We start from the raw sequence: 25,931 nt of genomic DNA, 5'->3' as shown, positions 1-25,931 counted from the left end.
CGGGGGCGCCGAACCATCGTCGGGGTCGGGCGTCGAGCGCATGCTCGGCAGGTAGTTGGTGACCAGGCGCGCGCGGAACAGCGGTCGGCCGCCGACCAACGGTTGCGCACGGCAGTGGAGTCGGCCGGCGCGGCGACCCGGACGCTGCTCACGGCCCGGGTGGCCCTGGCCGACCAGCTCCAGCAGACCGAGGCCCAGCGTGTGAAGGCCGAGTCGGCGGCCGACGAGTTCCACCGGGTGCGGGGGGAGACGGACCGGCTGACCCGCTGGCACCAGCTCCCGGCCGACGCGGGGACGGGCACGGACACGACCGGTACGGGCACCACAACCGGCACGGGCACTGATACCGGCACCGTCACCACCGCCCCCGCCACGACCGGCATGGGCACAGACACGGGTACGGGCACCACGACCGGCACAGGCAGCCTCACGACCCCCGCCGTGACCGGCACGGACACCGGCACGGGAACGGACACCCCCACCCCCGCCGTAACCCGGGCAGGCCTGCCCGAACCCACCGTCACCCCGCCCGTCGCACCGACCCCCGATCCCGACACCGTCACCGAGACCCCCCGGGAACCGGTCTACCGCCGTGTCACCATCGACGTCGCCCCCGACCCCGACCCGGCCCCCGACGGCACGACCACCACCACCCCTCCCACCGGCCCCCTCGCCCTGACCTGCCCGGACGGCCGGACCCACCGCCTCATCGACGTCCCCCGGGACGGCAACGCCTTCTTCCACGCCCTGGCCGAGGCCCGTGGTTACGGGGAGACCGCCGAGGAGCTGCGCCTGGCCGTCGCCACCGAACTAGCCGAGCTCCCCGACGACTTCCCGCTCCTCGAACGCGTCGCCCCGGACCGGCCCGACACCTTCACCGCCGACGAACTCACCGCCGCAGGGCTCGACCTGGGCACCGACACCCCGCAGCGCCGCGAGTTCGATGCCCTGGGCGTCATCCCGGAATCGGCCGGCGGCACCCCCGACCGTACGCACCTCCCGCTGAGCCCCGCGCTGCGCCGGGCGCTGGCCGTCGCCCAGCTCCGCCGCCCGGCCGACGCCGAACGCGACCTGGGCTGGGACCACGGCACGGCGGACCTGTGGCCGACGCTGGCGGCCCGACTCCTCGTACACGACGGGAACCCCGGCATCCGGATCGTGACGGAGGACGGCCTCCACCACGACCACGGCCCCGACCCGGACCAGCCCCTCGACGCCGCCCCCCGGGTCCTCCTCCATCTGGCCGACCGCCACTACCAGGCCGTACACCCCGTCCCGGAGCCCGAAGGCACACCCGTCACACCGGCCCCGCCGACCCCGCCCGCCGAACCGGCCGAACGGGGGCCCCTGCCGGCCCACACCCGACGGCCCTGGCTGCGGCCCGAGTCGACCGACACCGCCGACACCGCACCCAGCACCACCGCACCCGACACCACCGCACCCGCACCCGTCTTCGACGCCGCCTCCGACCCGGCCCGGCTCACCGACCCCGACGGCCACACCTACCGGCTCGACCTGCCCCCCGGCGACGGAAACCGCTTCTACGCCGCCGTGGCCCTCGCCATGAACCGGGCCGGGCTGCGGACGCCCGGAAACAACGGTGAGTACCAGTCCGACGACCTGTCCCGGCCGACCGACCAGCCGCTGCCCGACACGGCGCGGCTGGACCCCCGGGCCACCTTCACCGCCGAGGAGCTGACGGGGGCCGGCGTCGAGCTGACCGCCGGCCAGCAACGGATGTTCGAGCGCAGCGGCGGCCGACTGCCCCTGCCCCTGCCCCTGCCCCTGCCGCTGCCGCTGACCTGGGCGCACCAGGCAGCCCTCATCCGGGCCCAGTTGCTCGCGGCCCGGCGGTGGGACGCGCCCACCGCCCTGCTCGCGGCGGAACGCCTCGCTCAGGACGCCGGGCTCCATCTGACCCTGGTGCACGAGAACGGCACGATCGACACGTTCGGTAGGGCGCGCGGTGCGGGTGCCGACACGGAGAACGCCGTGACGGTGTACGAGCGCGGCGACGAATACCTCGCCGCGCTGCCCGAGGGCACCCGCAACCCCAAGGGCCCGTACGACCACCGCACCACCCCGCCCCCGCCCCCGGCGGTCCTGCCGACGCCGCCGCCGGACGGTCCCCCAGCACCGGACGAGGACCCGGCACACGACGTGAGGGTGTCCGACGGGGACGTGCCCGACACCGACCCGTCCGACGAGGACTTCACGGAGCCTGTCCTGGCCCCGGAGCCCGTCCCCGTCCTGGACCCGGAGCCCGCCCTGGTGAGGAACACCGCAGGCATGACCGGTGAGCCCGTCGACAGGGCGCTGCGGATTGACCCGACTTTCGACTGGGACGCGTTGGACGACGTGAGAGACGAGGAGTCCGAGGCTGACCTCGGTGCCTCCTCCACGATCGACGAGGGCCTGGTTCCGTCGGCTGCGGTTTTGACGGCTGCCTCCTCCATCATTCCGCCACCGGTGTGGTTCGGGGGGCGTCAGCTGTACCGGGCGGACACGCGCCACCCCGACGTGATCTTCTCCGAAGGCTTCCTGCCGCGCGGGACGAATCTGGACCTCGACGCCTACGCCCGGCTCGGGCTGGGAGAGGGCGCCGACTACGGGTTCGTGGGCGCGGGTGCCTCGCGTGAGTGGGTGGCAGGTTGGGCGGCCGACGGGTACGTCTATGAACTGGATGCCGCAGGCGGCATCGACGTCGCCGAGACCCTCGGCGCGCACGACATCCCGTACAGCACCGCGGAAGAGGACGAGGTGGCCTTCGCGGGCGGTGTGGCATCCAGGTACATCAAGGGCGCCTGGGAGGTCGTGGCCGGGCAGGGTGCCGAGGAGAACACACTCGGCCGTTGGATCCCCAACCCGCACTATCGGCCGACAGATGAGGACCCCGAGCCTCCAGCGCCGCCGCGAACGACCACCTCGCCCTCGGACGTGCGGTCCGTCGTCGAGGACGACCAGCAGGCCACGGACCCGGGCCTGTCCACCACGGCGAACGCCGGGAAGGCCGTGGACACCTCGGACTCCACTCCCGGGCGGTCGTCGTGGCCGGGGCCGGGCCGTGTCGGGGCCCGGCTGCTCTTGTCCGAGGGTGCGGTAGCGGCCGCGCGGGATGACCATGCCGATGCGGAGTTCGCTTCGAGAGCGTACGAGGATCTGCGCGCGCAGGGCGGTGGTCTGCGGGGTGGGTCGCCGGACACGGGTGTGGATCCGGTGGCGGCGCAGTGGCCGATCGGTCGTGCGGTGACGGTTGGTGAGCCCCGGTATGGCGGTCTTGCCGAGGTTCCCGTGCCGGAGGTGCCCTCGGGTGCGGGCAAGGCCGTGGAGCAGTGGTTCACCTTCGTGCGCTCGTCTCCGTATCGCTCGTCGATCAGTTACGAGGTGAGCGATACGGGCCGGATCGGGCTTCCCGGCGGTGAGGTGTTGTCGCCGGAGGGGTGGACGCGGTTCGGTGACGACTTCCTCCATATGCCGTCGGGGGCGTTGCTGCGCGGGGACAGCGGTTGGATCGGCCGGGTCGCCAACCTGGACACGCTCCAGGACGTCTTGGGTGACCTGGATCCCGGGACTGCGCCGTACACGCTGGTGGCGGGCAGGTCGGGCATGTATATGGTGCCGGTCGGACAGAGCACCGCGGCGGTCGTCGTCGCGCAGCCCCAGGACCTGGAGCCCTGGCCGCCTGCCACCAGCGGCCCGCCTGGTGGAGCCCCGGCGATCCCGACCGCGGCGCCGCTGGGCCCGGGCCCCGAGCCGTCCGACGACGCGCTGCAAGCCGTACTGCGGAGGGGGGCCAGGGCGCGGCAGGCGCGGCGGGGGGACGCGGACAGCCCGGTTCCGCCCGACTCTGCCGCAGATCCCACCACGGACCGGGCTGCCGAGGGCACGACCACCACCTGGCCGGTGTCCCCTCCCCGGGTGCTGGACCCCAAGAAGCTGAACGAGGTGGTCGACGGCGTGGCGGTGACCGCGCTGGAGGCACAGGCGAAGGGTGCGCCGGTGTGGCGGTGCCTGCAGCTGCTGGAGGGGTTCCGGGACGCGTTGCTGCACGGCGTGTGGGATCGCTGGGCCGTGCGGCCCGCCACCCTGGCGGGCCGCCGCTCGGTGGACGACTCGGAGCTGGACCGGCGCGGCGCGGCGGCCGGCCTGGTGATGGGCCCGGGGTGGGACCGGGTGGGGTCGTGGGACGCGGTGGCGGACGCGCTGCGGGACGTGAAGCGTGCGGGGCCGGGGTCGGTGGCGCTGGTGCTGGCGCGGCGGCCCGGGTCGGTGTCGTCGGAGCCGGGGCAACGGCCGGAGGACGGGCTCGGGCACGCGTTCGCGGCGTACCACCTGCCGGACGGCGTCGTGTGGGTGGACGTGTCGCGGGACGCGGGGCACCGGGTGTTGTCGGAGCCGCCGGAGATGACCCTGTTCGACGTGCGGGCGATGGTGATCGACCCGTCCGGGCAGGTGGTGACGGACGCGCTGCCGCCGTTCGCGGAGTCGTCCTCGGTGCAGCACGCGCTGCTGGACAGGGCGGTGCGCGACGAGTACGCGGGCGTCGGCGCCGGGGTCAAGTACCGCCATCCGACGCAGATCAACCTCTCCGACGAGCTGCTCGGGAGCCTCGGCATCCCGCCGGGCGGGCAGCCCGATCTGCGGAACGCGGTGCTGGCGAGAGGGCCCGGGATCAAGGTCGTCCTCAGCGAGTCGACGTTCTACTTCGACCCCGCCACCCAACAGCCCGTCGACATCGCGACGCCGTTCCCCGCGGAGCGGGGGTTCACGGAGACGAGCTCCCACGTCCCGGAGGTCGTCGTCGATCCGGCGGCCGCCATCCCGGGCGAACCGTGGCAGTCCCTGGAGGAGGCGGAGGACCGGCGGCTGCAGGTCAGTGACCGGCTGGCGCTCACGACCAGGCAGGGGGCCACCTCGCTGGAGGAGCTGCTGGGAGGTCTTCCGGACTGGGAGATCACCGAGGTCGGCAAGGCAGCCACCGTCCATCCCCCCGCCCTGGACTACGACGAGCGCTCCGCCACGCGGCTGTCGTCGGGGACCCCCGCGGTGGGCCGCACGCTGGTCCTGAGCCAGGCCGTCGACCAGTCGCCGCACACGGACCTGCTTCCCCTGTTCATGGCGGGGAGGGAGTTCGGGGAGCGGGCCGTCAGCGAGTTCGTGGGCGGCATGGACCCCGATCGCGGTGAAGTGCCGTCGGAACTCGTCGTGTTCCTGTCGGCCGTCCCCGATGTGGACGAGCTCTGGGGATACGCCTGGACGGTGTTCAACCAGGTCGGCGTCAGGCCGGTCAACGCCGCGCTCTCGCTGGCGCCCGAGAACTGGCTCCCGCTCAGGAACATGCTGCCCGCGGCACCCCGGGCCGCCCTCGACGCCGTCAGGCGGGCCCTGCGGCCCGGCAAGCACAGCTCGCGGGCCTTCCTCGGCGCGAACCACGACACGCTCACCGTCATCGCCGACGAGGTGCTGACGAACGTGATCCGGCGTCTGTCCCAGCTCCACCGGCCGGGCGAGGCCGTCTCGTACCGGTTCGTCGACGACACGGTCGGCGACGTGCCGTCGCCGCGCGACCAGCTGACCGCCGGGCTGACGGGGCGTACGTCCGAGGGAGGCAGGGTCGGCCCGTACGAGTCGCTCGGCATCCCGGAGCTCCCGGGCCTGGACACCGGCGGCGGCCGGCTGGCGGTCCCGCTGATCGTGGACGAGCTGCCGGCGAACACGCACGGCGGCACGCGGATGAGCGAGCAGCGGATCGGGCAGTCCGGCCAGGAGCTGGCGGACTTCGGTGCGGGGCTCTACGAGCAGGCGGTGGCGACCAGGGTTCCGCTGTCGCCCGAGGTGCTGCACCGGTCGGTGGAACGGATCCTGGGCGATCCGGTGGTCCGGGGGTTCGCCGGTCTCCTGCGGATGGCCGTCGCCGACGTGCCGCGGACGGATGCCCCACCGGTGCGGCTGCTGAGCCTGGTGGACCAGGTGACACTGGCCCGGACGCTGGGCCGTCATGCCCTGGGGCACACCCGGCGATCCGACCCCGATCCGGCGTACCCGCGGCTGGAGGAGCTGGTGCGGCGGGCGTCCGAGCTGCTGGCGAGCGGGACCGTGCCGGACGGCGCCGTCCTCAGGAGCTTCGAGACGGCCGTCGTGAACGCGCGGCAGGCGCTGCGGGAACTGCATACGGCGCCGGTGCCGGCGCAGGACGTGATCGCGTGGAAGCCCGAGATCGCGGCTCTGGACGAGTCCATGGTCCCGGTGGACCGGTTGCGGCACGTCACACACCGGAATCCGGCGGACGAGCCGGTGGGGGTGTCGTCGCGGCGCGACGGGGAGTGGCTGGGGTCGTCGGAGTCCTACGGCCTGCTGCCGGGAGTGACGCACCTCAGGGAGGTGCAGTGGGAGCCGTCGCCCGACGGCGCGGAGATGTCGGCGGTGGAGATCTACCGGAAGGCGCCGTTCGACCGGGTGTTCCTGGTGGCTCTGGACGGGGACGGGACCTCGGCGGAGCTGCTGCCCCAGGACCGGAACGGTCCGAGTGTGGCGTTCCGCTACGAGGGGGTGGTGGAGTACCTCTTCGCACAGGTTCCGGCGCTGACGGCGGCGCCGCGCGACACGCACGTGGTGGTGCTGGGCGCGGACGTGGCGGGCCCGCACGCGTACGGCCGCGATCCGCTGGAGTGGCCGATCGCCGCCTGGGTGCTGGCCGAGGGGTGGGACCGGTGGTCGTGGGCGTCCGCCACGGGCATGGAGATCGAGTTCGACTCGCGTGTCGAGGAGGTGATGGACGACATCGGTGAGCAGCGGCCGGTGCGGACGACCTCCCTTGAGCTGACGGACTTCGACTCGCTGGCCGGAGCCCGTCCGCTGCCGACGTCGGCGCAGTTGGCCGAGTGGGCCGAGCGGCTGACGGGTGATCGGAAACAGGCGGAGGCCGTCAAGCGGTGGTGGTGGGCGGTCCGGCTGGTGTACGGGCCGATGCTGGAGGACGACAAGCCGGCGTTCGAGGCCCTGCTGCGGGGCTTCCAGGCGCTGGACCAGCGGCGGAAGGCCCTCCAGCCTGATGCGCCGCCGCTGACCTGGGATCGTCTGCAGGCCCTGATCGACACGCACTTCGATCAGCTCGGGCAGGCCAGGCCGGCGTCGCTGTGGGATGCGCTGCCGGAGGTTCTGGTGGCGGCCGCGCGCGAGGTCGGGACGCCCCTGGAGCTGCCGGGCCCCTTCGATCTGACGCCCCGGTATGTCGCCGTGCGGGCGTGGGATTCGGCTCCGGCGCCCGTGGGGGCGGGTCAGGCGCCGGCCGCCGACGAGCCGGTGGGTTCGCCGATGGTCCTGGCGGCGGACGACGCCGCCGCGCCGGCGTTCCAGGCGCCGCCCGTACCCGCGTATCCCGAGCTGTCCGCGCCCGGTGGCGCGGACACCGGCGACTCCGCCGGCGCCGACCCAGCCGATGCCCACGCTGATGCCCGCGCCGCCGCCCCCGACCTCGCCACCGCCTGGGACGAGCACACGCAGGCCCGGACCATGCTCGCCGCCGCGGCCCTGAAACGGACCGGCGGCGACGACACGCTGATGGAGGACTCCTGGGGCGGGGTCGAGCGGGCGCGCAAGGAGCTGGAGGACGCCGAGGAGCGGCTGTGGGCCCTGGGCGTCCCGCTGGACGCCCTCGCCGTGGCGCGGGGTGTCGACGAGGCCGCCGAGGCCGCCGGGGCGCCGGTCGTACAGCGGGATGCCGACCAGCGTCTGTGGATCGCCCGGGAGTTGACCAAGGAGGACCTGCCGACCGATCCGCCTCGACCGGAAGCGGGCGCGACCGTCCGCCTGGACCAACTGGACGAGGACCTGCCGACCGTTCCGCCTCGACCGGAAGCGGGCGCGACCGTCCGCCTGGACCAGCTGGACAAGGTGGTTCGCGACTTCACTCCGTCCGACGAACAGCAGGTCGAGCTGACGATGCTCGGCGGCCGGCTGTCGGAGGCGGCACTGTCGCCGCTGGACCTGGCCCGGGTACGGATGGCGCGGTCCGACGCCTGGACGGAGACGCTGGACAGCGCGGCGGCCAACGCGGCCCGGCGGCTGTGGGCGTCGGCGTACGACGCCTTCCGGGGCTCGGCACCCGCCGGTGCCGTGGAGGCGGACGTCACCCGGGCCTGGGCCACCGCCGTTTTCCTGGTGCTGCCACGGGAGCCGCACGCGGTGCTGGCCGACTCCCGGTACGCCGGGAGCGACTTCCGTGACGCGGTGCGCGAGGTCGCCGGTCTCCTGCTGGCGGGCGGACCGGAATCGGAGACCGTGCTGCGGTCGGCGACGGGTCTGGCCGACGGACTACGGCTCGGGCTGGGCCTGCGGGAGCGCTGGAACGTGCCCGCCACCGGGGCCGACGTGCCTGTTGTACCGGCCCCGGAGGCGACCGGGCTCGTCGGCGAGTACGCGGTCCTGGGCCTGGGTCTGGACCTGGAGCTGGACTCCGCCCTGCGTCGGGACGCGGAGGAGGACCAGGGCCTGGACATGAGGGTGCGTCTGGAGCTGGCCCCGGAGCTGGCGGACCTGGACCTGGACCCGGCGGACCTGGACTCGGACTCGGACCCGGACATAGCCCCCCCGGCCCCGTACATGGACCCGGACCTGGACATGGACCTGGACCCGGATCCGGCGGACCTGGACCCGGACCCCGACCCGGACATGGCCCCCCCGGCCCCGGACCTGAGCCCGGACGCGTTCGGGACTCCCGGTGGCACGCCGGCCGGCCCGCCACCGGACGACCCGCTTCCGGTGCGGCGGCTGATCGCGGTGCAGTTCTTGCGGCACAACAGAAAGGAGCCGTTGCTGAGGGCGAAGAACGACCTCGAGGCCTTGGCGTTCGAGGTGGCGTCGGCCGGTTTGCGGGGTGCGCTGCCGAAGACTCTTGTCCGCGGGTACGGCACCAACGGATACAACGGGTCGCGTACGAGGCGCGTGACCGATTTGTTCAGGGGCTTTCTGGGCGGTGCGCTGAACACTCTTCAGCAGGGTCTTGCCGACGATGCGCCACCGCTGCGCCCGGATCAATTCACGATCGACCCGTCTCCGGGTGGCACGCGCCCCTCCCCTGAGGTGGCCGGACTCGTGCCGCCCGAGGAGTCGGAGCCGCGGGCGGCGGTCGAGGTCACCTTCTCCGCGGATGCGGCGCCGCATCCGGTTCCGCGAAGGGCTGTGCCGCTTCGGGCGCTGCCGGCGCTGACCCCTGTGGCGTTGACCCGCACCCGGGGACTGCCCCTGCAGGGGGACAGCACCCTCAAGGAGTTGGCGTTCGAACTGGCGTTGGTCGGTCTGCGGAACCGGAAGGCGAATGTCGCGCTGCCAACGACCCACATCACCGGGTACGGCAGCACAAGGCTGCATGGTGATGGTGGAATGACGCGTGCGGAGCGCGCGTCCGAGGTGTTCAAGCGCCTTCTGGGCGATGCGCTGAACACTCTTCAGCAGGGTCTTGCCGACGATGCGCCACCGCTGCGCCCGGATCAATTCACGATCTCCGAGTGGCCGGGGGGGGAGTGGCCCTCCAATGATGCCGTTGCGCTCGCCGGCGTACCGCTTGAGAAGTTGATAGACCAGGCGACGGTCGGGTTCACCCTCTCCCCGGACGCGGCGGCGGTAGCGAAGCTGGATGTGCTGCGCGGGAGTGTCCGGGAGCTGCGTGACGGTCCGTTCGACCTGGACGCGGTGGCCCGTCGTGTTCTGCGGCTGCCGGAGGGCACGCCGGTGGACGAGGCCGCGCGGAGGAAGCTGCTGGAACTGGTAGGGGATACCGAGGCCGCCGGGCCTGTGGAAAGTCTGGCGGCCTTGGAGGCAGCCTCGGCAGCGGCTGCCGAACGGCTTCCTGGGGGCGGTGCGCAGGCCCAGGCCGTCGGCGCCCTGCCGCTGTCCGGTCCCGATGAGGTGGGCGGCGCGGACATGGACCTGGACGCGGACCTGGACCTGCCTGACCTGGACCTGGGCGCGGACCTGGACGCGTTCGGGGCTCTCGGCGCGGACGACGAGTGGTCGGTGAGCGGTCGCCCCGATTCCGTACCCGCCGCCGGGGGGGCCGTACAACCGGTGGCGCAGGTGCCGCAGGGGCCATCGATGCCCGGTCCGGGGGAGTCTGCTGCGGGGGACGCTGCCGCAGGTCAGGTGTTCACCGCGCCGGTCGGTCCGCCAACGGCCGGGCCGCTTCCGGCCCGGCGGCTGATCGCGGTGCAGTTCACGCTGACTGGCAAAAAGGAGCCATTGCAGAAGGCGCAGCCTGACGTCATGAGGTTTGCGCTCGAAGTGGCGTTGGCCGGCTTGCGGGGTCAACCGCCGGAGGTTCGTATCACCGCGTACGGCGACGACCGTTCCGCTGCGTTGCGTGCGGAGCGCATGTCCCAGATGTTCACCGGCTGTCTGGACGAGGCGCTGCACACTCTTCAGCAGGGTCTTCCCGAGGATGCGGACCGGCTGCACACGTGGAACTTCACGATACGCGAGCAGCCGGTTGACGGACGACCCTCCGGTGATGTGGATGAGCTCGCCAATGTGCCGTTCGGCGAGTTGACGCAGTGGGCGACGGTCGAGGCCTCCTTCCCCCCGGACGCGGCGGCGGATCCGGTTCATCCGCGACGCGCTGTGCCGCTTCCGGCGCTGTCGGGGCTGACCTCCGTGGCGTTCGGCTATCGCGGGGAGCGACCGGCCTGGGAGGGGATCAGCACCCTTGAGGGGTTGGCGTTCGAGGCGGCGTTGGCCGGTCTGCGGAACCGGGGGGCGGGTGTCGCGCTGCCGACGATCCACATCACCGGGTACGGCGGCATAGGGAGTCATGGTGATGGTGGTATGACGCGTGCGGGGCACGTGTCCGAGCGGTTCAAGGGCCTTCTGGGCAATGCGCTGAACACTCTTCAGCAAGGTCTTCCCGAGGATGCGGACCGGCTGCACACGAGCGACTTCACGATCCTCCCGAAGTCGGGTGGTGTCCTGCCCTCCGATGATGTGGTTGCGCTCACCGGTGTGCCGCGTGAGAAGTTGATGCTGGGGGCGACAGTCGGGTTCGCCCTCTTCCCGGATGCGGCGGCGGTGGCGAGGCTGGACGCGCTGCGCGGGAGTGACGAGGAGCTGCGTGTCGGTCCGTTCGACCTGGACGCGGTGGCCCGTCGTTTTCTGCGGCTGCCGGAGGGCACGCCGGTGGGCGAGGCCGCGCGGACGGAGCTGTTCGGGCTGGTGCGGGATGCGGCGGTCGCCGCGGAGGGCTGGCAGGAGGCGGTTCCGACGGAGCCGCGGTCCGTCCCGGAGGGGACGGTGGCGGAGGCGTCGTCGGGACCCGGGCGGGGGCTCGCGCACAGCGACGAGTACGGGCTCTCGCAGTCAGAAAGGATGGTCGCCGAACTCGCCGCCGAGGGGCTCACCAACCGGGCGATCGGCGCCAGAATGAACCTCGGGCCCAGTAGCGTGAAGCGGCACATCGCCGAGGTGTACCGCAAGTTGGAGCTCAACGGGCTCGCCCAGAAGGACAGGCGCGGGGCGATCGCCTCCCGGCTTGGGATCCCGGGTGGACCTCGCCGTCCGCAGGGGCCGGTGGCGGGGCCGTCGTCGGGACGGCCGGCGCCCCGGGCGTCGTCGGGGCAGGGGATGCCCGGGCTGGAGATGCCCGGCCTGGAGGGGGCCGCTCCACGGATCTTCATCGCGCCCGTGGAGCCGGTCGAGCCGCCACCGGCCGAGCCGCCCGGGGACAGGCCGCTGCGGGCGCTGCCGGCGCTGACCCCCGTGGTGTTCTGGGCCCAGGGCACGGAGCATCTGCTCGGGGAGCCGCGGCAGACCGTACGGGAACTGGCGCACGAAGTGGCGCTGGCCGGTCTGCGGAACCGGCGGGCAAACGTCGCGCTCCCGACGGCCCACATCGCCGGGTACGGCACCGACGCCGAGGGCGCCAAGCGTGCGCGGAACGCGTACCAGGAGTTCACCGGCCTCCTGGGCCAGGAGCTGGACACGCTTCAGCAGGACCTGCCCGCAGGTGAACGGCGCCTGGGCGTAGAGGACTTCACGATCACCCAGCAGCCCTCCGGATGGCCGTCCGAGGCGGCGGCCCGACTCGCCGGCGTGCCGCAGGCGGACCTGGCGCGGTGGGCGACGGTGGCGGTCACCCTGCCCGGGGACGCGGCGGCGCTCCAGACGCTGGACGTGCTGCGCGGTCGCGACCGGCGGTTCCGGAGCGGTCCGCTCCGGGTGGACGTGGTGGCCCGCCACGTCCTGGGTCTGCCGGCCGGCGCGCGGGTGGACGAAGCCGCACGCACACGGCTGTTCGAGCTGGTGCAGGCGGCCGAGCAGGCCGGACGGGCGGGAAGCCTGGCGGAGCTGGGGGCGTACCGCCTCGAAGGGCTGGGGGCGACCGGGCGGGCCCGGCGCACCTGGTTCACGGTGGGGGGACGCCGGATCGACGGTCTCAACTGGCTGGGTCCGGACGTCATGGAGGCCATCGGGGCCCTGGAACTGGACACCGCCGGAAGCGATGTCCTCGTACCGACTGCGGACGGCTCGCTGGCCGTCCTCGCCGGTCCCCGGCGGGCGACGCCATGGCCGAAGGACAAGGATCTGTACGTCGTCGGGGGCGACGAGCGCAACGGCAGGGTGGTGGTGCGGCTGCCGGACGGTACGACGGAGGACGTGGAACTGGAGGAGTTCATCGAGCTGGTGGCGGCGGACCTGGCGCGGGCGCGTCCGAAGGCGGGCACCAAGGTCGTGCTGGCCATCCCCTTCCTGGGCCGCCACCGCGAGCTGCTCCAGCGGCTCGCGGACCGTTCCGGTCTGGAGTTGCAGGTGCACAGCGGCGAGGTACGGATCACCCGGCGGCCCGGCGGGAACGGCGGGACCGGCGGGCCGAACACGACGGCCGGCATCGACACGGTCACCGGACGGCCGGGAGTCCCCAAGGGCGCCTGGGCCCCGATCCGGCCGGGCCAGGGGCCCGTTCTCGACGACAGCATGCCCGGCTGGTGGGCCGATGTGGTGTCCTTCCCCGTCGTCGACGAGTCGACGGACAGGCTGATCGGCGACGCCTCGTACCCGCCCGCCGAGTACGAGAAGCACTACGAGAAGGAACATGCCGGCCGGGCGACGACGTTCTTCCACTACAACAGCGCCCTGGACAAGGTGTCCCCGGAGCACCCGCTGCCGCGTCCGGGTCCTGAGGACCAACCGCTCTCCGAGGAGACGGCGCACCACCTGACCGCGCACGGCGGACCGGACTACGTCGACCTGGTGGTACGGGACAGGGCCACCGGCGACCTCCGCGTACTCAGCGTCCCCAGGAGGGAGGTGGCCCGGTGGGTGGCCTGGAAGACGTCCCATCTGTCCAAGAACCACTGGATCGACCTCGGCATCTGCTGGTCCGGGACCCCCAGGAACCGCGCCCTGCCGGACCCCGACACCGCAAGCCTGGCCCTGACCGGCGTGTTCGTGCCCGATCCGCTGGCTGAGGTCGCGGTGGGGCAGGACATCGCGAACGAGGCGAAGCGCTGGGTGCGTGCTTCCGAGGGCCCGCAGCGGATGGACGAGCGCGACGGCAGGTACGTGCGGTACCTGGACACCGATGCCAGTGGGCGGTACCGGGTGTGGGTGCTGTTCCGGCCGGAGCCACTGGACGCCGAACTGGACGCGCGGGCACGGCTGGCCGAGCTGCACGAGGAACACGAGGAACACGGCCCGTTGACGGAGGAGGAGCGGGCGCGGGTGCGGGCGCGGACGCTGCGTCTGGTGCGGGCGCTGAAGTCGGTGTTCGGCGTCCGGGTGCAGGACCGTGCCGACTTCGGGGACCTGCTGTCCGGGATGGCGGCGGTGGAGGAGATGTGGCGGGCCGACCCGGCGTTCGCGCAGGCGGGGCCGCTGACGCTGGACCTGCTGGAACGGGTGGTGGCGGCGCGTCCGGAAGCCGGTGGGTTCGGGTTGGACCAGGAGGTCGCCGTACAGGTGCTGGCCGCCGCGGCGGCGGAGCGGGCCGCATGGCGCGCGGCCGGACTACCCGCCGCCCGGATGAGCGAGTCCGAGTTCGTGACGCTGCCCGACGCGGTGCTGGAGGCTGCCGAGTGGCTGGATTCGCCCGGCATGGTGGGCGAGACCGTCCACGCCCTGGGGCTCTCCGGCCAGGATGCGGTGCAGGAGGCGGAGCGGTCGCGGATGTTCTGGGCGCGGGTCAAGGCCGGGGAGGTGCTGGACGAGCCCGGTGTGGACACGAACGAACTCGCCGTACAGGTGCTCCATCTGGGCCCGAACGCCCACATCGACCAGTGGGAACTCGACAACCTGCGGCTGCTGCTCACCCACGCGTTCGCGGCGGGGCGGGACGCCTCCGAGCCGGACGCGGCGGCCGCCTACCACCTGGAGCGGAACGGGATCCTCGAGTCCACCGCCGTCACCACGGAACTGGCCACGAACACAGGGCTCGGCCGTGACTTCACGGGTGCGGAGCGGAAGCCGGTGAACATGGCTCAGATCCACACGTCCGCCGGCCTGGTGGACGCGCCGTGGCATCGGGATGCCTGGATCCCGTATCCGGTGGGCGTCGAGGTGGACGAGGACGACCCGAACCGTGTCGAAGTGACCTTCGAAGGCGGGACGCTGAGCATCCCGGGCCGCGAGTACCTGGAGGTGATGAGGAACGACCGCGCCCTGATGCGCCTCGACCCGGACGTTCCCCTCGCCATCTACGGGCGGGGGCCCGGCATGGGTGAGCTGGCGGAGTGGCTGGCGCTGCACCTGGGCCGTCCCGTGTGGTGGACCGATGTCCCGACGCACCTGTCCGAGCAGGGCGGGAACGGACGTACGGTGCTCACCGCGCACCCCGGATCCGCTCGTGACGGAGGCTGGCGGAAGGCGCTGCCCGGCGCGCCACGGTTCGCCGAGGACGCCCCGCCCCACGTGCCGCGGCCGTGGCCCGGGCCTGCCGTGGTCGGAGGATGACGTCCCGTGGTGTTCCCGACGGAAGCACAACAAGCACAGCAAGCACATCGAGCGAGGACAACATGAGTGAGTCCAGCGGCGCAGCCCCCACCCCGGTCGACCCGGTGGCCGGCACCGTGGCCGACCCCGCGATCGACCCCGCGATCGACCCCGCGATCGACCCCGTACCGCCGGAGGATTTCGTCCGGGCCGCCAAGGCGGCGCCGAACCACTGGCTCTACCTGACCGACCCCACCTGGCGCGGTGAGGCCCCGCCGCCCGAGTGGGCGGTAGTCGGGCAGTGGCGCTCCGACGCCGACGGCGAGATCGTCGAGTGGCAGGACAACGAGGCCTACCGGCCGTCGCCGGGAGCCCGGGGGTGGCCCGAGCCCACCGACGACGTGGACCGTGCCATCCAGCTCGCCACCACCGGCTACGGCCCGGCGTCGGACGTCACCGCCGCCCTGGCCGGGGCCGAGGTGTCGATGCTGGTCACGGCGGACGGCGAGCCGGTACGCGCCTCGGCACCCGACGGCACGGCGGTGGTCCCGGTCTACACCTCGCCGCAACACCTCCACCGGACCGGGCCGCTGGGGTTCGAGCTGGTGCGGATCGCCGATGTCCTCGGCCGGATTCCCGAGGGACACAGCCTGTGCCTCAACAGCTCGGCCGCGGTGAGCATGGTACTCGCCATGGACGGGCTGGCGGCGGCACTGGCGGAGGCGGAGAGCGCTCCGGCGCAGGAGACGGACGGGAGTGAACCAGCCGCGACGACCCGATCCCGTTGACCAGTCGGACCAGCGACGACCCGAGGACCCAAGGACCCATGAGCGAGCCCACCACCGACACGACCACCACTGACACAACGACCACCGACACGACCAGCATCCACGCCGGCACCGACACGACCACCGCCATCGACCCCGCCCCGCCCGAGGAGTTCGTCAAGGCGGCAAAACTGCTCCCCGACCACTGGCTCTACTTCGTCGACCCGACCTGGCGTGGCGAGGGACAGCCGCCGGAGTGGGCGGTGGTCGGGCAGTGGCGCACCGACCTGGACGGCGAGATCATCGAGTGGCAGGACAACGAGGCCTACAAGCCGTCCCCGGACGCGCACGGCTGGCCGGAGCCCGAGGACGTGATCGACGCGGCCATCCAACTGGCCACGACCGGCTACGCCCCCGCCGAGACCGTCACCCGCGAACTGGCCACCGCCGAGCTGGCCGTCCTCGTCACCCTCGACGGCACCCCGGTCTCCGCCGCGAAGCCCGACGGCACCGCCGTCATCCTGGCGTTCAGCTCCCCCACCTTCCTGCACCGCTACGGCCAACTGTCCTTCGAGCTGATGAAGACCCCCGACCTGCTGGACCGCCTGCCCACCGACCACAGCCTGTGCGTCAACCCGTCGGCAACGGTGAGCATGGTCGTCGACACGGACGCCCTCCGGGCGGCGGTCACGAAGGCCGAGACAGAGGCTGCGGCCCCAGCCGCCCCGAGGGTGCCGACGGAAGGCGGCTCCTTCACCAGCTGGACGACCCCCTCGGCCGGCGAGGCCGTCGCCGACCTCGGCCTCGGCCTCGGCCTCGGCCTCGGCTTCGACACCGAGGAGGACGGTGCCTGGCCTCCAGCCGAGTCCGCCCCCGCAACCGTGAACGGCGTCCACGCCGAGGACGGTCGGGGCGTGGAGCACTGACGCCGTCCGTCGGAGGGGGGTGGGGCGGGCCCCAAGCCGCGCGGTGGGAACCGCGTGAGGTTCGCCGTTCGGCAGCAGGCCATCCGGGCGCGCGCGGCTCGGGAAGCCGTTCTTGGCGGAAGCTGCCCTTGGCGCCTGATCCGTGATCAACCGGTGGCCACGGCCGAGGCGGGCAGAGTTGGCTGGCCCAAGGTGCAATCGCCCGGCGGCACCCCGGTGTTCCGCCGCAGGCGTCCCTAGGCTGCCGGTGTTCATGCCCGTCCGCCTCAGTCCGCCCACGTCCGTCGGCGACGACGCCGAGGCTCCCGTACCTCACAACACCCCCGCGACCCCGCAAGGTGACGAGCCATCATGAGTGAGACCGCACCCTTGTCCCGGTTCCGGGCCGTGCGCCGGTGACGCGGAGCGGGCGCCGGTCGCGCTGGTTCGGGCAGGGCAGGGAGCGCCGCTCCGAGGCACCCGACGCACCCGAGGCGGAGCCGACACGGGCGGCCGGGGACGGGCTGCTGGTGGAGGAGTACGACGGCCTGCGGCTGCTCCGCACCCCCGACGACGACACGCTGGACCCCACCGACCTGGCCGACCTGGTGCGCGCGCTGGCCGGTGAGACCGAGCACACCGTGACCGTCGTCGCCGGGGCGGGCGCGACGCGGGCCCCTGGGCTGTGGGCCCGGCTGGGCACTGTTCTCGCGGCGCTGCGGGACGACCGTGTGGAGACGGTCCGGCTCGTCATGTCCGGTACGGGGGCCGGAAGTTCGGACCGTCCGGCGCTGGGCCGCCGGCTCGCGGACGGCTGGAAGCTGACGGTGATCGCGCCGGACGGCCCGGTGTTCGTGGTACCCGGCGGCACGCTCTTCGTGCACGGCAACTGGTGGCGGTTCGCGCCGGACGCCGAGCCGGACCGACTCGGCGCCCGCCAGCCGGCGCCCGGCTGGCAGCCGGCCGTGGAGGCGCTGCCCGCACGCACCGGCGGCGGCTATCTGGTCGACCCGATCCCGGCCGGTGTGCTGGCACGCTCCGAGCAGGCCGGCGCCCCGCGCCCCGGCGACCTCTGCTACGCCGTCCCGGTGGACCCCCGGGGGCCGTTGGTGCTGCTGGGCATGCCGGAGGACGAGGACATCCTCGGCCGGGAGGTGAGCGATCTCCTCGGCGAACTGCCCACGGCGGTACGGTCCACCGTACGGCTGGCACCGGGCGGCCCACGGGACGTGCTGCGCACCGGGCAGGCCGTGGCCGAGCGGCTCGGCGCGGACGTGGTGGTGTACACCGGGCTGCCGTTGCTCGGCCCCGGGGCCGGCGACGGGCCCACACCGGTGCGGTCGGTGCTGGTGGGTGCCGACGGGGAGCCGAAGTGGCGGCCGTTCGTGGACTCGGTGATGTGCCTGCCCCCGGCGGCCGACGGTACCCTCCCCGCCCCCCGGCTGCTGCGCTGGGAGTCGCCGGTGACCGGCGAGGCGACGGGCGCGGAGACGGGCGTCGTACGGCTCTCGGAGCGCTGGCAGGTGACGGTGACCCGGGCGGGGCTGTACATCTCCGGGACGGAGGGCGAGCCACCGCCGGTGCACCGGTCGGTGGACGCCGAGAGCCCGACCATCGAGATCGGCCGCCCCAGGGAGGAACTCGACGCCTCGCTCTGGCCCGTGCTGTCCCGCGTACTGACCTCGCTGTGGCCCGATGTCCGCCGCCGGGTACGGCTCTACACCCGGGGCACCTGCCTCGACGGGGGCGCCGAACTCCGCCGTATGGCCGCCGAGCACGGCATCCGCGCCGTCCGCTTCACGGCCCCGCCCCGCCCGGCGGCACGCAGGGTGGCGGGGGTGCCGGTGCCGGTGGCTGTGCCGCCGGGGGCGGCTCATCGGAGTGGCGCGGCAGCACCGGCGGGCGCCCGGCAGGGCGGCCCGGCAGCACCGATGGGGGACCCGCACGGGACAGCGACACCGACCGGACCCACGCCCGGCCCGGCAGCGGCACCTACCGGACCCACACCCCGCCCGGCGGCGACACCGGCAGATCCGCGGCACGGCACCCCGGCACCGGACAAGGGAACGCCGCCCGGCGCGACTCCGGCCGCCCCGAGGGCGACGGCACCAGCCCAGCCCCCACTCGCCGGCGCCGCGCGTCAGGTGCTCGCCGAACTCGCCGCAGCGGACGGGCCGTCGGCCGAGGCCGAAGCTCCCATGCGGCCGGCCGCCCCCGTACCGCCGGAGCGCCCGGCACCCCGGTCGACGCCGGACCCCTCCGCCACACCGGCACCCCCGTCGACACCGAGCCCCTCGGCCGCGCCGGCGCCGGAGCCGGGGCTCCGACCCGCCCCGGCCGGCACCTCACCCACCGATCCCGGCTCAGCCGACGGGCCGTTGGGCGGCCTCGGCCAGCCTGCAGGCCCCACCGCCCCTGTGACGGCGCCGGGCTCCCCCACCCGCGCCACCACGCCGGAGGCTCAGCTCCCGCCCATCCGGGTCACACCGGCCGAGCCGCAGTCCGGCGAATCTTCCGAATCCGGCGCATCGGACTGGCTGTTGGCCCGGCGCTCGAGGCTGCGGAGCCGCGTTACGTCATTTCGGGAAGGGGCGGGCCAGGGAGAAGGCCCGCCGCAGGGGCCCTCGCCCGCCCCGGCCCCCGCCGAGGCGCCGGAGCCGCCGGTCGGGCCAAGCTCCTCCCCGGTGCGGTCGGAGCCGAGCAACCCGCCGGAAGCCCGACACCGGCCCGCCGCGTCCACGCAGCCGCACACGCCGACGCCCGGGGAGCCGTCGGAGCCCCAGCACCCGCCCACGACCGGGAAGTCGCCGGACACACCCGCCCCGTCATCCCCGCAACCCGAGCCCAAGCCCGAACTGCAGCTCCAGCCCGAGCCCCAGCCCGAACCACAACTGCAGCCCCAGCCGAGAAGGAGTGCCGAGCCCCAGCACCCGCCCACGACCGGGAAGTCGCCGGATACACCCGTCCCGTCATCCCCGGAACCCGCGCCTCAGCCCGTGCCCGGACCGCAGTCCGAACCCGAACCCGGACCGCAGCCCGAACCGCAGCCCGAACCCGGACCGCAGCCCGAACCGGAACCCGAACCCGAGCCGCAGCCGCAGCCGAGAAGTTTTGCCGAGCCCCAACGCCCGCTCACCGAGTCCGAGTTGCCGCCCCCGCCCGACCTACCCACGCCCGAGTCGCCGCCCACGCCCCACCTCCCCACACCCGAGTCACCGCCCACGCCCCACCTCCCCACGCCCGAAGGGCCCCCCGTCCCCTTCCGCCCCGGCCACGTCAGCACCGAGGACGAGCGGCGGGCGTTCCGGGAGTTGGCTGAGGACGTGTGGGAGCGGCACGGGGCCGCCGTGGCCCGGGCGCTCATCCGGATGCCCGCCCTGCGCGCGCAGGAGCAGGAGGCCGCCCTCGCCGATGTGATCGCGCTGCACATCTACCTGAACTCCCCGGACGGCCCGCTCGCCCCCGAAGCGGTCGTCCGGGGTCTGCGGTCCGGTGACAGCGGTGACGAGCGCCTCCTGCCCTATGTCGCCTGCCTCGCGTCGGCCCTCCGCCGCATGCCCTCCTACCGGGGTGTCGCCATACGCGGCGCCGAGGGCGCGGCCCTCGACAGTTCGGCCGTCGGCGCACTGCTGTGCGACCCGGCCCCGCTGGGGGCCGTGCCCGTCGGGGCCGGGGGGCCGCGTCCCGGTGGACCGCAGTACGTCATCTGGTCCGCGACCGGGCGGCGGGTCCGCCAGCTGACCGACCGCCCGAGCGACGGGGCGGCCGTCGAGCAGGTGCTGTTCGCGCCGGGCACCCGGCTGCGCGTGCTCGACGTACGGCCGTCCGGCCCGACACCACTGATCATGCTCCGCGAGCTGCCCGCGGGCACCCCTGGCACCCCGCTCGCGCCGCACCCCGAACTCGACGACACCGACCGCGCCGTGCTCGTCCGGCTGGACGACACGCTGCGCGGCCGGTCCCCCGTGCCCGGTGCCTACCCCTGGCCGGGCCTGTGCCACGGGCCGATCGGCCCGGCGCACACCGCCCCGCAGGCGCCCCGTACGGCGCCGTACGCCGACTGAAGATCCGAGAACGGAGACGACATGCCTCGTCAGGAGCGCACGGGACCCGGTGTCCCGTCGGTACGCCATGCCATCGCGGTGCCCGCCGCACCGGGGGAGCCGGACGCGTCCCTCTTGCCGCCGGGGGCCGCCGGTTCCCCTTCCGCCGCCTCCCCGGGGGAGGTGTCCCGGACGACGCCGGCTCCGGCGGGGGCGGCATCCGCGCCGACCGCGCCGACCACCCTGGAGCGCGGTCACTCCGAGACGTCCGGGGCAACGGCAGCCGCCCCCGCAGCGTCGACAGCCGCCCCTGACACCGCAGCGGCCGCCGCAGCCGCTGACGACGACTCCCCGGTCGTCGCCGGCACCGGGGCCGACAGTGACGACGGTCAACCGCCCTCCGGGCGCCCGGCCAAGGCCCTGCTGGCGGGCGCGGGCATCGTGGGCGCGCTGCTGCTCGCCGTACCGCTGCTCTTCATCGGCGGGGACGACGACGAGCGGTCCGCCGGGCCGACCGAACCGGCCTCCGGGGTGATGCTGCCGAAGGAGGTCCAGCTGGGTGCGCCCACCGGCGCCTATGGCACCGCGTCACCGTCCGCGAGCCCCACTCCGACGACGGACGCGAGCGCCGACGGCACGGGCACCGCGGCCCCGGACGCCAAGGCCGGCGCCAAGAGCACGAACACCGGTGGCACCGGCACCGGCACCGGCACCGGCACCGGCACCTCCGGAACGGTGAAGGAGGTGAAGGAGGTCTCGACAGGCACGACGATGACCACGGCGTCAGCGACCCCGAAGGCGTCCAAGTCGCCCACGGCGAAGGCGCAGCCCGTCGTCAGCCTCGCCAACAGCAAGAACATCATGCTGAAGAACTCGGTCACGGGCATGTGCGCCGACCTGGGCGGCTCGGCCAAGGGGAAACTCGGCGCCGGGGTCTTCCAGGAGTACTGCTACCGGGGCACCGTCGACAACCAGATGTGGGACTTCGAGGTGCGCTACAAGGGTGCGGGCGCGGACGGGGCCGACGTCTTCCAGATCCGCAACGTCAAGGACCGCCTGTGCATGGACCTCCCGGGAACCGGCGCGGTCTCCATCCGTAACCATGTCAGGGAGGGCACCTGCACCGGGACCACCGCCGACAACCAGCTGTGGTGGCTGGAGAGCCGGGGCAACGGCCGGTACTGGATCCACAACAAGGCCAGCAACGGCATGTGCCTGGAGACGTGGGGCGCCGACGGCTCCGGTGGCCCCGACGCCCGGCTGGGCGTCTATCCGTGCAGCCCCACCGACGACCACGAGTGGATCATCAACTGACCTGACCCCATCGCTCCCGGTCAGATCAGGCCGGAGCGTATGGCGTGGGCCACGGCGTGCGCGCGGTTGCGCAGTTCCAGCCGCTTCATCAGACCGGACAGGATGTACTTGATGGTGCGCTCGGAGTACGAGAGCAGCTCCGCGATCTCCGACAGCTCCTTGCCGTCCGCGATCAGCCGCAGCACGTCCGCCTCACGCGGTGTGACACCCGACGCCGTCAGGCCGTGCGGGGTGAGGACCTCCCGGTGGGTCCACTGGACCTGCTCCATGAGTACGCCCTGCAGGGCCGGCGGGAAGCTGCCGCCGCCCTCCGCGACGGTGATCAGCGCCCGCACGAAGGCGGCCGAGGTGAAGGTGTCCCGCCACATCACGGCTCGTACCCCCCGGTCCACGGCGGCGGAGATGTCGGCCCGCCACTGTCGGCCGACGACGAGCACGAAGCGCGTCTCCCGGCGGTCCGACAGCGCGGCGAGCACCTCCAGGGTGCCGGCGTCGGCGGAGTCCACGGCCACCACCGTCACGTCGGCCTCGCTCGTCCTGCCGGGCGGGACCTCGGTGATCCGCCGGTCGAACTGGAGGTGGTTGGCCAGTCCGGCACGTATGACGGGATCAGTGGCGTGGATCGCCACCCGAACGGTGAGTGTGAGCGCCGGCTGGGGCATTCGCCCTCCACTGGGTACCAGAGTGACGGAGCGACTTCAGGCGTGCGGAAGTCGCGGATGTCACGGTTGGGGATTCAGGGCAACAGGAGGCCGATGCTGCCACGCTCCCGTTTCCTACCCGGTAGGCGAACACCCCCCGTATTCCTAGGAGTAGGGAAACCTGGCGCGAGTACCGCCGCCGATCGAAGAACTGCAGATCGGAGAACTGCCGGTCAGTGCACCGCCAGTCGGTACGCCCCCGTCAGCACGGCCGTGGCCACCTCCGTACGGGACCGCAGCCCGGTACGGTTCAGCAGCCGCGTCAGCCGGTTGGCGACCGCGTCCTCGCTCAGCCGCAGCACCGAGGCGATCCGGCGGTTGCTGAGGCCCTCCGTGATCAGGGTGGCGAGCAACCGCTCGTTCTCGGCGGTCACTTGGCGGCGGTCCGGCACGGGCAGCCCGGCCTCGCGCATCGCCGTACGGGTATGGAACCGCCACAGCGCCGCACCGACCCCGCCGAACAGGTCGTACGCCTCGTACAGCAGCTCCTCGTGGCCGGCCCCGGCACGGGCGGCGGACACCAGGACGACCGCCGTCTCGAACGGCTGTGCCCGCGCGCGGGCCAACTCCACGGCGGCGGCCAGCCGTTCCCGTACGAGGTCCGGGCCACCCGCGTCGGCGGCGGCCGCGACCACCGCCGACGTCGACAACCACAACAGCCGGGTCCGTTCGCCCCCGGTGCGCTCCAGCAGCTCCTCCAGTCGGGTCACCGCTTCGGCCGCCTCCGCGAACCGCCCCGCCTCCGCGTGGAGTTCGGCCAGCAGGGCCCACAACTCGTCGGCGCCGTAGGCGTGCCCGCGCTCGCCCGCCACCACCAGCCCACGGCGCAGCATCCGTTCGGCCTCGCGCGGCTCGCCGAGAGCGCGCAGCACCTCGGCCTCGGCGTGGTCAAGGAACAGCTCCAGCGGCCCCTCACGGAGGGTGCGCGCGCTGTCCAGCAGGCGGCGCGCGCTGGTGACGCGGCCCCTGGCCAGGAGCATGGCGGCTGTCCGGGCGGGGAGCAGGTGGTGGCTCGGGGCCGGGTTGTACGCCTGGCGGTTGGCCAGCATCCAGCGCGCGTCGGCCAGCGCCTCGTCCCAGCTGCCGCGCAGGTGCCGCCACAGGAAGCGGGTGTACGGCGGCAGCCACTCCTTCGACAGGCCCCGGAACTCCAGCAGCCGCTCCGCACCGGACAGATCCCGGACGCCGAGGAGCTGATCGGCGGCGGCCATGCTGAGCGCGTACATGGAGTCGGGCGTCATGTCGGCGCCGTACGGGGTGCTCAGCAACTGCCGGAACCGCTCCGGCCGTCCGAGCACCCACTCGGCACAGACCCGGAACCACTCGGGGTTCCACTGCTCGCGGGTACCGGTCCGCCACAACGACTCGGTCCGCAGCAGCACTTCGAGCGCCTCGCCCCATCGCTCCAGGCCGCACAGCGCCAGCGCCCGGCCGGTCAGGGCCGCTGTCGGGGGCAGCGGCAGGTCCCGCCACCAGTGCGCGGACGTCATCCGGGACAGCTGCGCCCAGTCCTCCGAGGCGGCCGTCGAGGCGACCAGCAGGAGGGCGACGTCCTGCCGCAGGTCGTCGGAGAGACTGTCGGCGGGGTCCCGCAGGATCTCCTCGCCCGTGGCCCGCGCGCGCGGGTAGTCGCCGGCCGCGTAGGCGGCCTTCGCGTACCGCAGCAGCACGTGTTCGCGCGTCCCGGGATCCTCGATCAGGTCGAGGGCCGCCCGCAGGTAGCGCAGCGTGCCCGGCTCGTCGGTATCGGGGAGCAGCAGATCGGCGGCCCGTACCAACTCCTCGACGGCCCCCCGCCGGTCGACGAGCACGCCGGCGTCGGCGATCCGGTCGGCCTCGTAGATCACGTCCGCCGCCTCGGGCAGCAGGCCGGGGGTGCGGGTGCCGTCGGCCATGCCGGTGCCGGCGCCCCCCTCGCCCCACAGCTCGGACACCGCCGCGGCCGACAGCCGTGCCCGTTCCAGTGGCCCGAGCCGTTCCCGGACCGTGTGCTCCACCAGCGGCAGGCGGAACGTCCATCCCCGGACACCACGATCGCCGTCGGACGGCGCTCCTGGGTCGTCGGGCTGCTCCGGCCCCGTCAGTTCCTCCACGATCCCCGCCCGGCCGAGTGCCCGCAGCGCGGCCCGTATCTCCTCGGCCGGCAGCCCGGTCACCGCCGCCATCCGGGCCGGGGCGGCACGGCCCAGCTGCCACAGGATGCTCAGGGCGCCGGCCACCGTCCCGTACGGCTCACCGAGCGCCCGCAGCTCCGCCACGAGCGGATGGTCGTACGGCAGCAGCGGCACCGGTACCCGGACGCTCAGGAAGGCGTGACCGTCGGCCACCCGGATCGCGCCCTCCCGCACCCACCCGGTCAGCAGGGCTTCGACCGCCGCCGGCACACCACGGCCGAGCCGGTGCACGCGCCGCACCAGATCCGGCTGCGGGGTCGCCTGCAACCGGCCGGCCACCATCTCGGTGACCTCAGCCTCGCCGAGGCGGCGCAGCACGAGGGGGTACGCGGGCCACGCGTCCACCAGCCGCTCCACAGGCAGCCGATCACCAGGCCCGTTGCCGACCGCGGCACCGAACCCGTTCCCTGCGTCGGCGTCGGCGTCGGCGTCGGGCACGACCCCGCGCTCGACGGCGGTGACCAGCAGGCGGACCTCGGGCGGGAGGAGGCCGTGCCCGCCGAGCCTGCCCAGCAGGCCGAGAGAGTCGGCGTCGGCATGGTGGGCGTCCTCGATCACCACGACCGTCGGGCCCGCGCGCCCTGTCCGCCCCGGTGCGCCCGGTGCGCCTGCGGCGGGCTTCCTCCCGCCCCCCGGCCCCGCTGCCGCCGCCGCAACCAGCACCCGCCCCATCGCGACCGCGTCCTCCGCCTCGACCGCGGCCAGCGCTTCCGCGTCGAACCGTGCGCCGCCCCGGCCGCACCCGGCCTCGGCCCCGCCCCGTGACCCGCCCAGCACCCGCACCACCCGCAGCGCCAACAAGAGCGAACGCTCCGCGTCCCCGGCCGCACACCCCACCCGCACCACCACCGCACCCCCCTCCCCCCGCAGCCGCTGGCCGAGCCCCCGCACGAACGCGCTCCGTCCCACCCCCCGTTCACCCCGGACGACGACCAGCCGCGGCCCGCCAGGATCCCGCAACCGCGCGTGGACCTCCGCCAGTTCCTCCTCCCGGCCCACCAGTTGCCCGTACGACGGGTCCAACCGGGCAGCGGTGCCGCCGGGGACCAGCTCGGTGTCTCGCCGACCTGCCACAGTCCGTGCTCTCCTAGCCAAGTAAGGTGCCTGACAGGCC

General features: G+C 73.8%; 7 protein-coding genes. 5 read left to right on the top strand and 2 right to left on the bottom strand.

From position 1 onward, the window contains the following. Nucleotides 1–102: 102 nt before the first annotated feature. From ACWCRB_RS19630 to ACWCRB_RS19610, 5 genes are all read left to right on the top strand, one after another. Nucleotides 103–14,934 (top strand): lonely Cys domain-containing protein, encoded by a 14,832-nt coding sequence (locus ACWCRB_RS19630; protein WP_450997253.1) that lies wholly within the window; start codon nt 103–105, stop codon nt 14,932–14,934. 62 nt (nt 14,935–14,996) lie between these two features. After that, nucleotides 14,997–15,701, top strand: a complete 705-nt coding sequence (locus tag ACWCRB_RS19625) for a type VII secretion system-associated protein (RefSeq protein ID WP_450997252.1) — start codon at nt 14,997–14,999, stop codon at nt 15,699–15,701. A gap of 38 nt (nt 15,702–15,739) precedes the next feature. Next, entirely contained in the window at nt 15,740–16,606 is an 867-nt protein-coding gene (locus ACWCRB_RS19620) for a type VII secretion system-associated protein (RefSeq protein WP_450997251.1), read from the top strand. Between the two features lie 395 nt (nt 16,607–17,001). Beyond that, nucleotides 17,002–20,649 (top strand): hypothetical protein, encoded by a 3,648-nt coding sequence (locus tag ACWCRB_RS19615; RefSeq protein ID WP_450997250.1) that lies wholly within the window; start codon nt 17,002–17,004, stop codon nt 20,647–20,649. A gap of 21 nt (nt 20,650–20,670) precedes the next feature. Further along, on the top strand, nt 20,671–21,942 hold the full coding sequence (locus tag ACWCRB_RS19610) for an RICIN domain-containing protein (protein WP_450997249.1): 1,272 nt from the start codon (nt 20,671–20,673) through the stop codon (nt 21,940–21,942). A gap of 20 nt (nt 21,943–21,962) precedes the next feature. Here ACWCRB_RS19610 and ACWCRB_RS19605 read toward each other — a convergent pair whose 3' ends face one another. After that, nucleotides 21,963–22,604, bottom strand: a complete 642-nt coding sequence (locus ACWCRB_RS19605) for a response regulator transcription factor (protein ID WP_450997248.1) — start codon at nt 22,602–22,604, stop codon at nt 21,963–21,965. A 212-nt stretch (nt 22,605–22,816) separates the two neighbouring features. After that, nucleotides 22,817–25,891 carry an AAA family ATPase gene (locus ACWCRB_RS19600; protein ID WP_450997247.1) on the bottom strand — a complete coding sequence of 1,025 codons (3,075 nt, stop codon included), beginning with the start codon at nt 25,889–25,891 and terminating at the stop codon, nt 22,817–22,819. Between the last annotated feature and the right edge of the window lie 40 nt (nt 25,892–25,931).

It is taken from the genome of Streptomyces sp. NPDC002156 (assembly GCF_053593675.1).
Note: the sequence above shows the minus strand (reverse complement) of the source record. Positions and strands in the feature narration are given on the sequence as shown.

Coding starts and splice junctions, on each gene's coding strand:
- ACWCRB_RS19625 (WP_450997252.1), top strand. CDS start 14,997: ATGAGTGAGTCCAGCGGCGCAGCCCCCACCCCGGTCGACCCGGTGGCC.
- ACWCRB_RS19620 (WP_450997251.1), top strand. CDS start 15,740: ATGAGCGAGCCCACCACCGACACGACCACCACTGACACAACGACCACC.
- ACWCRB_RS19610 (WP_450997249.1), top strand. CDS start 20,671: ATGCCTCGTCAGGAGCGCACGGGACCCGGTGTCCCGTCGGTACGCCAT.
- ACWCRB_RS19605 (WP_450997248.1), bottom strand. CDS start 22,604: ATGCCCCAGCCGGCGCTCACACTCACCGTTCGGGTGGCGATCCACGCC.